At 43.6% G+C, this 11,353-nt stretch carries 11 protein-coding genes and 4 tRNA genes; 6 read left to right on the forward strand and 9 right to left on the reverse strand.

Going from position 1 to position 11,353, the window contains the following annotated elements; translation table 11 throughout:
- Positions 1-244 precede the first annotated feature (244 nt).
- From RRY12_01440 to RRY12_01450, 3 genes are all read right to left on the reverse strand, one after another.
- Positions 245-379: a hypothetical protein gene (locus RRY12_01440; protein MEG2183326.1), complete on the reverse strand. Its 135-nt coding sequence runs from the start codon at positions 377-379 to the stop codon at positions 245-247.
- 83 nt (positions 380-462) lie between these two features.
- Positions 463-939, reverse strand: a complete 477-nt coding sequence (locus RRY12_01445; GenBank protein ID MEG2183327.1) for a hypothetical protein — start codon at positions 937-939, stop codon at positions 463-465.
- Between the two features lie 212 nt (positions 940-1,151).
- Entirely contained in the window at positions 1,152-1,433 is a 282-nt protein-coding gene (locus tag RRY12_01450; protein MEG2183328.1) for a helix-turn-helix transcriptional regulator, read from the reverse strand.
- A 186-nt stretch (positions 1,434-1,619) separates the two neighbouring features.
- Here RRY12_01450 and RRY12_01455 point away from each other — a divergent pair, with 186 nt between their 5' ends.
- From RRY12_01455 to RRY12_01475, 5 genes are all read left to right on the forward strand, one after another.
- Positions 1,620-2,084, forward strand: coding sequence for a helix-turn-helix domain-containing protein (locus tag RRY12_01455; protein ID MEG2183329.1), 465 nt, complete (start codon positions 1,620-1,622; stop codon positions 2,082-2,084).
- A gap of 192 nt (positions 2,085-2,276) precedes the next feature.
- Complete coding sequence (locus tag RRY12_01460) at positions 2,277-3,935, forward strand: DUF4041 domain-containing protein (GenBank protein MEG2183330.1); 1,659 nt, start codon at positions 2,277-2,279, stop codon at positions 3,933-3,935.
- 17 nt (positions 3,936-3,952) lie between these two features.
- Positions 3,953-4,729 (forward strand): potassium channel family protein, encoded by a 777-nt coding sequence (locus tag RRY12_01465; protein MEG2183331.1) that lies wholly within the window; start codon positions 3,953-3,955, stop codon positions 4,727-4,729.
- A 511-nt stretch (positions 4,730-5,240) separates the two neighbouring features.
- Positions 5,241-6,233, forward strand: coding sequence for a hypothetical protein (locus RRY12_01470; protein MEG2183332.1), 993 nt, complete (start codon positions 5,241-5,243; stop codon positions 6,231-6,233).
- A gap of 22 nt (positions 6,234-6,255) precedes the next feature.
- Positions 6,256-6,813, forward strand: a complete 558-nt coding sequence (locus RRY12_01475; GenBank protein MEG2183333.1) for a hypothetical protein — start codon at positions 6,256-6,258, stop codon at positions 6,811-6,813.
- A 77-nt stretch (positions 6,814-6,890) separates the two neighbouring features.
- Here the strand turns inward: RRY12_01475 and RRY12_01480 are convergent, their stop codons facing one another.
- Entirely contained in the window at positions 6,891-7,778 is an 888-nt protein-coding gene (locus RRY12_01480) for a hypothetical protein (GenBank protein MEG2183334.1), read from the reverse strand.
- 48 nt (positions 7,779-7,826) lie between these two features.
- Positions 7,827-9,017, reverse strand: coding sequence for a tyrosine-type recombinase/integrase (locus tag RRY12_01485; protein ID MEG2183335.1), 1,191 nt, complete (start codon positions 9,015-9,017; stop codon positions 7,827-7,829).
- Positions 9,018-9,554: 537 nt separating this feature from the next.
- Between RRY12_01485 and RRY12_01490 the strand changes: the two genes are divergently transcribed.
- A complete protein-coding gene (locus RRY12_01490) occupies positions 9,555-10,877 on the forward strand; it encodes a Y-family DNA polymerase (protein ID MEG2183336.1) in 1,323 nt (440 codons plus the stop codon).
- A gap of 53 nt (positions 10,878-10,930) precedes the next feature.
- Here the strand turns inward: RRY12_01490 and RRY12_01495 are convergent.
- The 4 genes from RRY12_01495 to RRY12_01510 all read right to left on the reverse strand — a co-directional run bounded on the left by RRY12_01495 (position 10,931) and on the right by RRY12_01510 (position 11,320).
- Positions 10,931-11,006, reverse strand: a tRNA-Lys gene (locus tag RRY12_01495).
- 36 nt (positions 11,007-11,042) lie between these two features.
- A tRNA-Lys gene (locus tag RRY12_01500) sits at positions 11,043-11,118 on the reverse strand.
- Between the two features lie 21 nt (positions 11,119-11,139).
- Positions 11,140-11,216: transfer RNA gene (locus RRY12_01505), tRNA-His, on the reverse strand.
- A 27-nt stretch (positions 11,217-11,243) separates the two neighbouring features.
- Positions 11,244-11,320, reverse strand: a tRNA-Arg gene (locus RRY12_01510).
- Positions 11,321-11,353: the final 33 nt, after the last annotated feature.

The raw sequence follows: 11,353 nt of genomic DNA on the forward strand, positions 1-11,353 counted from the left end.
ATAGATTCTGATATTACAGATAAACCAGATAAAAAATAATTTTTATGCCCGGTATCCGATTGTCATGGTTCGCTTGCGGCCTAGACTACTTTTAGGATCACCTCCGCGCCGCGGCGGAGTTTTTCGTTTAGCCCGGGGTCGTCGATGCGGGCGTTGTCGCTGAGGTCCTGCACGATGTCCGCATATTCCTTGCGGTCCGATATCGCCGGAAAAAGCTCCTCTATGGCCTCCCTAAACTCCCGAATTATGCGGCTGATTTCGTCTCTGGTCGGTTCACCGCCGCGATTTGGCTCGCCTCTTCCCGCTCGCGGCTCGACGGGGGCGGCGTAGGGTTTTCCAGCAGGAGGTCGTCTACTGTGCAGCCGAAGAGTTGGGCCATTCTGACAAGCTCTGTTGCTCTGGGCTCACGTGTCCCTGCTTCGTACCGTATGATTGTCGCCGTTGAGATTCCAATCTGTTCTGCTACTCGAAGCTGCGTGAGGCCTGCGCTTTCACGCCATTTTCTGAGATTTGCCATTTAATCACTTCCCGTTTAAGATTTTTTGTGTCAACGTGATACCATTTTTCCGGAATTCGCACATATACGCCCTTCCAATACGACACACCGATATCAGGCAGATATATGCGTCCAGGGGACAGTCCCTGTTTGCGGAAGAAGCGTGTAAAATAGCGTTCTTCTTCGGTTGGCACATGTTCCCATGGAAAATATGGCGGATATAGCTTCATTACATTTATGCAATAAAGTTCCATTGCAAAAGCAAAGGCAGAAGCACTCATTACAGCGCCTCTTTGTTTTATGACGCAGCACTTGAATGCGCGTTCTGCCACCTCGTCCCAAAGCAAAAAGCGAATAGGCTCTTTTGTATGACGTTCCTTTATCATGGCGCACATATCTCTTTCATATTTCGGAGTTCGTACCATTCCAAAGACTTTTGACATAGCGTTTGCCTCCCTCAATGGGTCAAGATGTCCTACACGAGCGGTTTATTCCAGTGCTGCGAGGAGCGCTTTGGCTCCTCTTTCTATCTTCGCTCTCATTTCCGGGGCGTCGATGCGTCCGTTATCGTTTAGGTCTAAGAGAATATTGGCGTAGCTTTCCTTGTCTTGGACCTCTGGAAAGAGTCCGTTGACGGCCTCCCTAAACTCTCGAATTATGCGGCTGATTTCGTCTCTGGTCGGTTCGCTGCCGCGGTTTGGCTCGCCTCTTCCCGCTCGCGGCGCGGCGGGGGCGGCGTAGGGTTTTCCAGCAGCTCATCAAGCGGAATACCGGTAACTTTTGTAATCAGCAACAGCGTATCGATTGACGGCTGCTTGGCTCCTGTCTCCATACTGCGCCAGAAAGTCTGACACACGCCCACCATCTGCCCGGCTCTACCTTGTGTCAGGCTGTGCTCCTTTCGCCATTTCAATAGCAAATCTGCTCTAAATGCCATTTTTACCCCCCTTTCTCTTATTGTTTTCCTCTACCATATTTCTAATGAACCCCTTAATGTTCATTAATATACCCTTAGGGGCTATTTATGTCAATACCCCAGGGGGATAATTATGCCCGTAAAGTTTTTGCAAGTTAAAACCCCATTGGGTATAATGATGTTAATTTGTTAAGGAGAATAAACTAGATGACGAGTGATATAACTGCCGAAAGAATCAAAGATTCTAGGACAAAAATTGGACTAAGCGGTCAATCTCTTGCAGAAGCAATTGGTGTCACACAAACATCTATTTCCAGATACGAGACCGGAAAAAAGAAACCTAGTTTTCGTACTCTAAAGAAGATTTCAAGGACATTAAATGTATCAACCGATTATTTAATGGGGTTATCGGAAGAATCAGAACCGCCGGCACAAAACGAAGATGTTATGTATACCGTCAAAGCTCCACGCATGAACACAGATCAGCCTGACGCGCCTAAAATTACGCATGGAGATATTCCTACCGCCGCCGCAGAATTTCGCGGAAGGCTTAAGCAAGAGATATACCACATGGATGCAGACGATCTAAAAATTACACATGATGTACTTGTCTCCTGCATAGCAATGTTGGATTCTTTGAGAGATACAGAAAAGCAAGTAAAAACAGCCTGATAATACAGCTCTACCCAGAACTTTAAAGGTTCGAGCCTAAAGTAAAAAACACGTTTCAATGTGGGATATTTGTTCGTATGTCGAGTGCATTGTAAACGAGTAGGTGCAATCTCATTCTAATGTCTTGGCTTTTTCAAACGCTCCTCTCATATTCTGAAATGCAATTATAAATTTGGAAGGGAAGGGTTTTTTGTGGCAAATGTCATAGCGCTGTTTATTCTTTTTGGGCCGGCAGTAATCTTCTTAATCCTTTTTTTAGTTCAAAGGAAAAAAACAAAGAATTTACTCAGCCAATCGCAATCTTTCCAAGAACGTATCGCTTCGCTTGAAAAATATGATGGCATCCTTGATATCGATAAGATAATAGAGAATAAACGGCATGAAGCAGAGCAAATAAAAACGACCGCTCAGAATGATGCTGACGAAATTATTCAGAAGGCTAAAGCGGAAGCTGAACAAATGCTGGAAGGATCACAGGAAGAGTTAAACAAAGTACAAGAAGAGAAAAGAACAATAATTGCTCAGGCGAAAGAAAAAGCCGCTGAAGTGGAGCTAAGAGCAAATGCCACGTTGCAATTTTCACAAAAGAATGCTATGGATATCATGCTAAGCGCGCAGGAGAAGGCAAAGGAAATTGCTGGAGAAGCCTACACTATCAAAGAACATGCCGACCAATATAAAGACATTGCAGATGCTATGCTCAATAAAATCGAGGGGTACGGAAATAGGTACATCATTCCTGGTAGGATCCTTTTGGATGACCTTGCCGATGAATATGGCTTTGATAAAGCTGCGCAGGATTACAAAAATATCAAAAGACAAATTGATGTCATGGTGGAAAACAGAACCGCTGCCACATGTGACTATGTTGAACCACACAGAAAAGCAACCGCTGTAGACTTTGTTGTGGATGCTTTTAATGGAAAAGCCACGGTCATTCTCAGTAAGATAAAAAAAGACAACTATGGACAGTTGAAGCAAGAACTGCATGACGCTTTCATTCTGGTTAATCACAATGGCAAATCTTTCAGAGATGCTCGAATAACCAAAGCATTTTTAGAACAATATTATGAGGCATTGAGATTTGGCACCATACTTTATGAAATGAAGGAAAAAGACAAAGAAGAGCAACGTGCAATTCGAGACCAGATGCGCGACGAGGAAAAGGCACGTCGTGAAATCGAAAGGGCTATGAAAGATGCGGCCAAGCAGGAAGAAGTTATTCAGTCTGCTCTCGCTAAGGCGCGCGAAAAATATGCCGTGGCTAATGAGGAGCAAAAAAGCAAATACGAATCTCAACTTGCAGAGCTAGAGGCTAAACTAAAAGAAGCTGAGGAGAAAAACCAGAAGGCTTTATCTATGGCTCAGCAAACGAAGAGCGGCCATGTTTATATTATTTCAAATGTGGGATCACTTGGTGAGGACATATTAAAGATTGGCATGACACGGCGCTTAGAACCTCTTGATAGAGTCAAAGAACTGGGGGACGCCAGCGTACCATTTGCGTTTGATGTCCACGCAATGATTTGGAGTCAAGACGCACCTTCACTTGAGAACGCGTTGCATAAGCATTTTGCATTGTCCAGGGTAAATAAAATAAATAACAGAAAGGAGTTTTATAAAGCTACTATTGCAAGTGTAAAGGAAGAAATTGAGACGCTAGGTATCAAGGAAATTAAATGGACTCTCCAGTCTGAGGCTAGAGAATATTATGATACTATTGCTCTTGAAAAACAATTTGATGAAGACCCAGCGGTACAGGAATCATGGCTGGTTGCAAACACGAAAGATTTTGACAGTTCGAAAATAGCGCTTTTATCAAGTCCCGATGAAAATTCGGATGATGACTAAGCTATCGCGTTTTCAAAATGATATGTAACCCTCAGCACAGCCGTCTATATAACTTTTTTATAATGTTGCTGGCCCTAGGGTCAGTGATTATCATCGTGGTTGACGGCCATGTATCTATGCCGCCAGAAGAGCAGATGTTGCTTCAAATAGCAGATAACGTCATTTGGGGCATTTTTATCGCTGATTATTTCATAGGATTATTCCTGTCCGCGAATAAGAGCTCATACATAAAAACACACGTTCTAGAACTCATTGCCATTCTTCCTTTTAACGCCATTCTGAAAGGGCTTCGGGTTCTGCGAATTTTCAGGGTTATGCAGTTTGCGCGGGTGCTGCGCATCGCCAGAATGGCAAGAATAATAGCTTATTTCGGCAGAGCCCTGGGAGCTACGAACCGGTTTATGACACGGCACAGCTTCCAGTATGTGCTAATTATCACCTGCGGCATTGTTCTTCTGGGTTCGGCCATGATTATTTACTTTGAAAAAATGGACGTCGAAGATGCCCTATGGTGGTCGTTCGTGACGGCTACGACGGTAGGATACGGGGATATTTCGCCTCGTACCGTTGGAGGCAGAATAGTCGCTTCCGTCCTGATGCTGGCCGGAATAGGCTTTATCGGCGTATTGACCGGCAATATCGCATCTTTTTTTATAGCAGAAGACTCGACAAAATCGGTGAAAGAGGAGATGGTGAATGTCGCTATCAAAAAACTGGAAGATTTCGACAGCCTGACGGAAGAGGAACTTACGGAGGTATTTAATGCTCTTGTTGCAATTAAGAAAGCTCATTAGGCCCCGGAAGGAGTAGGTGTTAGAGTATATCAATTATCCCAATTTGGAAGATGTGATTGCAAAGGCAAAAGAGGCTTGTGCGAATAGCGGATAGAAGTAGTGAATTTGATGTCGTTGATAAACTGTCCTGAATGTACAAATCAAACCTCCGACAGAGCCTATACCTGTCCGCACTGCGGCTTTCCGCTGAGCGAAACACCGATCAGCACCCGGAAGTGTCGGGGGAAAATATACGTTGCGGGCAAGGCTCTTGACACTCTGGCACGTAATCTTCGTGACAGACTTAGCATAGAGTTTGACGAGACAGACGAAAAAACACTGGCCGATGTAAAAGAAGTTCTCTATGATTGCATGCGCTTTTATGAGGATCATAAGGTCAAGCAGAAATTAGCTTAGAATTACAATAATTTAAGCACATCTACACCCGTACTAGAAACAGACAAGATACACCCTAAATATCAAGTGACACCCTGCAATGGCAGGTTATTGATTCCAGAAAGAGGTGGATTTAATGGAAAGTTCAATAACTGGATATCACGGTTATATTGGTGAACATCTAAATGCAAAGAATATCAATGACCGTGGTCTCCAAGTACTATCTGTTTTAAATAATGGAGAAGATTTTGCAGATTTGTGCCAAGGTTATTTCAGCACAATAGGGACATTGGTGAGTGATGGGAAATCTCAGCATGCATTCGAGGGTGTTTCTCATTTTAGGAAGGGACGCCTTTTATGGGGGCAAATAAAAAACGGAACTTTCGGATACGCTGCAGAATTGAAAGACTGCAGAACCGGTTCTAAGTCTTATGATAGGACAGAGAATGACGTTGAATTGCTCAAGTATGTGTATATGATCTATATACCAGAAGGATATTGTAGGTGCCTTTTAGTTTTACAGAAAAATGGGAATATCGGAATTAAAAGCGTTTTAACAAAAGCAATAGCCAATAGATTCAACGAATATCATAAAGAAGATGGTATGACACTAGGTTTTCTTCCTTACCTTGACATCAATCTTTTATACGAGTATATGACTTCAGGCGAAATTGTTTCTATTAAATTCTTAAAAGATAAGTTGCCTTTAGACATCGCGAATAAAATTGGAGCCGATGATGATGAGGAGAGTGCAAAGGCCGTTTTAACTTTTACCAAACTCAGGAAAAGAACGATTCATAAATTACTCGGAGAAGATCTTTTTCAGCGCCTAAAAAATAAAGAGAGCACGGCGGGGCTAGCCCGTCTTGATATTGGATTTGACTACGATACTATAAAATTAGAAATTTCAAAGGAAAAACAGACGAGAAAAACCAAGGTGTTTAATTTGATTGATTCAGACGGCTTTATAGAATCAAGAGAAATAGTGCCTCCGGAAGGAGAGACGGAACATGGATGGCCTACTTTTACTTATGTCTGCGATAAAGCCTTTGATTATCTCTGCGAACTATGCTATAACTTGTCAATAGTAAAGCCGGAAAAACCAGAGAGTTTCTCATCAGAGAAATAAATAATCGAAGGAGGAAAATCTATTGTTTGAGAAATTATCGATAAACGATATAATAAACGAACATTATCATACCCTTCATAATTTTAATAGTAAGAGAATAAAAAAGTCAGAAGTATTTTTTTTCTTTATTGCTCCGACTCTTATCTCTCTGTTATGCGCGTTGCTCTCACCTTTGAATTCTACCATTTCAACAATTACAATTACTATTATGTCTATTTTTGGAGCTTTGCTTTTTAATGTCCAGATTCTACTTTGCGATCTTAGGATTAAGATAAAAAAACGGATGAACGAAGTAACACCTCAAAGTAGAGATAAACAAGAATCAGAAATAACGTCACAATTAATAAAAGAATTATACTCCAATGTTTCTTTTGGAATTCTAACTGCTTTGTTTGAGGTCATCATAATGTTTTTTTGGTCTCTATCAACAGCCGCCTTTTCTGCAAACTGCAAGGTATATTTGCCATTGAACTATATCTTTTCTGTCTTTTCGTATACTATTATTTTTTGGTTTTTCATCACGCTTTTAATGATTTCAAAGAGAACGCATGCCTTAATTACAAGAGGGGAATTCTCTTGAAAATCTTAGAAGCTCTCGTTTAGGATACAATGTAAACATTCGACGACTGATTCCACCATTATGAGGCTTATATCATTCTATGTTTTGCTGGGGTTGTCATATCCGACAATTTTGTTTGTGTTTTTGTCCGCACCCCCCAATCGCTTCCAATTATTCCAATAGGCCGGGTGATAGCATCGTGAGATGGGTGTTTCCTTAAAATTATTTATTAAAAAACCATATACTAGTTGATTGAGCCCGTTGTTTTCGACTATTTTCCCATCTTTTTCTAATTCTAGTCCGGTAACTGCATCTATGATCCATACAGGATTATATGAACGCAGACGCTTGAGAAGATCGTCCTGAATTGCTTTTATTTCCCATAACAATTCGAACATATTATCTCTTATAGTTTCATCTAGTTTTATTCCTCGTTTGATACTACTTCTTGCAAAATCAAGGGATGTCTGGTATTGAATCGCATTGCAGATTACAAGCGGACATTCTGGTTTGATATCACGAATTAAGTCTTGAGTGTTTTCGCAGTTTGGTGACATGTTCACACGGTTTTGCTTCAGGATGATATGCAATGCTTTTGTTAAGAACTTGTCTATATTATCTCCTGTTTCACTCTGAGCTGGATAAATAGGCATTAATTCTCTATTTTTATAATTTTTTTGCACATATTCTGATTTATGAGGTGATTCTATGAGCAAAACAATAGACTTTTGCAGGCCAGAATCGCATTTTTTGTCATAAAACTTTGAAGTTCCTTCGTCTTGTTTTGGCTTTAGTGTAGATGGATAAATAAATTCTTGCTTTGTAATGCTTATGGAACCTCGCTGAGTATCTGGAACCTTGGAATCGTTCAAAAATGTTTTTTGAAAATCTTCGCAATAAATGCGTGCTAGCCGGGAAATAAGCCGCTTATATAACCTCTTAACTTGATCGGAGGTCAATTCCTGCGTATCGTTATTATCTGACATTGTATTTATAGCCTCCAGACATCTTTATTGTGTATTGTGGCACTGCGTTTATTTTAATATATCCACAGCCGATTTCAACCCCTGCGGCGCCAGATGCGCGTATCGCAGGGTTGTTTTTATGCTTTTGTGCCCCAGCAGCTCGCGAACGGTGTTAAGCGGTACTCCGGCGATTACGAGCTGGCTTGCGAAGGTGTGACGGAGATCGTGCCAGCGCAGATGACCAAGGCCGGAATCGGAGAGCAGCTCATACCATGCGTCGTTTACGTTGTAGAACAGGCCGCCTTTTGGAGCAGGGAAGACCAGGTCTCCCGAAGCTGATGGCAGCTCTTTTTTCCATTTGTCCAGCACCGGCAGCAGTACGCCGCTGATGGGGATGCTCTGCATATCCTCGGACTTTGTATCGTCAGCCTCAAGGTATATGCTGCCATGTATCAGGTCGAGGCTGCTCCAGCGCAGCGTAATCAGGGAGCCCCAGCGTATGCCGGAATATAAAGCTGTCATTACCATAGGGGTAAGCGGATCGGGGTAGTCCCCGGACAAGGGGGTGTCATAGATACATTTTTTCGTGCCATTGCGTACCAACTTGTCTCTGGAGTCGAGCGCACTCCTCAAGACTACGATCTCTTTTTTGGACAAGAACCGCCATGCCTTTTTAGAATCTGTCTCTTTCAGGTGATCTAACTCTGCAAGCGGGTTGCCCGCGATGATTTTCTTATCGACGGCCCAGTTGAGCATTGAAGTCAAGTATCCGGCAGATCTGTTCAGCGTGGCGTTTTTTAAATGCCTCGTTTCTCGCATCTCCCGCCGCCATATCTCCATGTCGGCAAGCGTGAGCTCTGAGACGGGCTTGTCGTCAAAGGCTGTGAAGTACCGTTTCAGGCCTTTAATGGTCTCTCCGCCGCTCTTCCGGTGTTCCATGACCCATTGCTCGTAATAGTTATCCCGAATCATGCCGCAGGTCTTTTCTATCTCTGGAACTTTGAGAGGGTCTTCTCCCCGTGCAAGAATGCCGAGAAAGGCCTGAGCGTCACGGCGCGCTTCCTGGAGGGAGATAAAGGCAGCATCGCCGATAAGATACCATTTGCGTGCGCCGTTGATTTTATAATCAAGGTAGAAGGTCTTGTTGCCCGAGATGCCTACTCGCAAGGTAAGTCCGGCTATCTGAGTATCCCTGATAGAATACCTCTTATCAGGGACGCCTAAAGATGCTATCATTGTCTGAGTGAGTTTGGCTTTCATCTTTTTCTCCCATTTTTATGGCTTCCAGTGGCTACCGATTGGCTACCGTTTTTCGTAAAAAATTATATCACGGAAGATATGAAAGTAAAAGGTGAATTTAGATATATACGGTGATAGTCAGCATTTTTAAACATTATCAAACTACCTAAAATAGCTACTTTTAAGCAGAATCGCCTTCACACGGTGGAAGTCGTTGGTTCGAACCCAATATCGCCCACCATTGCAAACACAAGACTTTCGGAATTTTCCGAAGGTCTTTTTTATTGGTCATTGAAAACTCACGGATATATCACCAATTTTTAGTCACTCGTATAGTGTTGATTATGAATATAGCTGTCTTTGAGATGACTTCCAATAAATCAGGCGGAGGTATTGTCGCAAGCCTAAGATGTAAATAGGCGTAAGCTAGTATGGATCACGACTATTGCGGGCTAACGATCTATTGTGATCAGCCTTTGTTTACTTGTGATTGACATATATGTATGCCTATGATATAAAACAATACAATAAGTATCTCTTCTTGGGGGCGTTGTAGATATGCTCAGGGATGAATTATCTGATCGCCGAATTGGATTGGCGGACTGCAATAATTTTTTCTGTTCTTGTGAGCGGCGGATCTGTCCGGAACTTGAAGGAAGGCCCGTTGTTGTGCTGAGCGGCAATGACGGCTGCATTATCTCACGTTCGAACGAGGTCAAGGCGATGTGTGTGCAGATGGGCGCTCCGTTTTTTAAATATAGAGAGCTGCTGGCCTATCACGGCGTCGCCATTCGTTCCGCAAACCACAGGATATATCAGGGCATCTCCTCCGAAGTGATGGCTGTTATCCGGAGCTACACAGACTGTCAGGAGATATATTCTATAGATGAATCTTTCTTTAATCTCGCCATCCCTACCATTTCAGATCCATTTTCCTATTGTGAAAAGCTGCGTCAGGAGATATGGCGGCGATGCCGCATTCCCATCTCGATAGGCATCGCTCCTACGAAAACTTTGGCGAAGCTTGGAACTGAGTACGCGAAGAAGCACCGTGAGACTAACGGCGTTCTTTGGATGGATAAGTCAAGATATAAAAGTGCCGGTTTCATGAGCGCCTTTCCCTGCCGCGACGTTTGGGGCATCGGCCCTAAGATGGCGGAGAGTCTGAGCCGCGCCGGTATCAGCAACGTGGCCCAGTTTGCGGCACGAGAGGACACGTGGATCAAGGATAAATATAATATGCCAGGGCTATATACGGCATGGGAGCTGCGCGGTTTCTCCGTAAACCCCGTTCAGAATAAGCGCAGGCCTCAGCAGAGCATTATGGTCTCGCGCTCTTTTGGAGAGCCGATAACTACCTTTTCCGGGGTGCTGGACGCCCTTATCTCGTTTACCGTCTCTGCCGCTGCGCAAATGCGGCGAGCCGGGCTTTCAGCCGGAAAAATGGAGGTGTATGTGGCGACAAATCGTTTTGGCAATGATTATTACGCAATGGGGAAGGACTTCGTCTTTCATGAACCGGAGACACTTGACGGAACGTTTATCAAAATCGCGACTGAGCTTCTGAAACAGATATATACGGACGGACGCCAATATAAAAAATGCGGCGTTATCCTCTCTAATCTGTCAAACGTATCTTTGGGTAGGCAGACGAATCTTTTCGCCGACGAAGCTTGTGAAAGGCGCAGGGCGGCCATGACCGTAATAGACCGTTTAAACAACGAGGGAAAGAGGCCCGTTCTGAAGCCCGCTGTGCTATGCGAAAGGCCGGATTCAGAAAAAAACTGGAAAAGCAAATCAGAGTTTAAGACAGACGAAAAAACATTGCAAAACTCGCCGGTGGAGGCGACGCGCTTTCAATCCCACGCCGAGGATTTCTGAGGAACCTTTGCAAAATGGCATAAAAAAATGGGCTTACGCCCAAAAATGTTCAATGGTGGATCGTACAAGAATCGAACTTGTAACCCCCTGATTAAGAGTCAGGTGCTCTGCCAGTTGAGCTAACGATCCATATAAGCCTTGAGGTCCGGCTTTTTGGAATAAAAATGGTGGATCGTACAAGAATCGAACTTGTAACCCCCTGATTAAGAGTCAGGTGCTCTGCCAGTTGAGCTAACGATCCATCATATATGAAAGTTATAAGTGGGGTGAGTGACGGGAATTGAACCCGCAACCACCGGAACCACAATCCGGTACTCTAACCAATTGAGCTACACTCACCATACAACTTTCGGTGCTTTTCTAAAGTGGCGCGCCTGAAGGGACTCGAACCCCCGGCCCACTGCTTAGAAGGCAGTTGCTCTATCCAACTGAGCTACAGGCGCATCTTTCACCACTGCCTCTGCCGAAGCACGCGA

The organism is Cloacibacillus sp. (genome assembly GCA_036655895.1).
Classification (GTDB): domain Bacteria; phylum Synergistota; class Synergistia; order Synergistales; family Synergistaceae; genus JAVVPF01.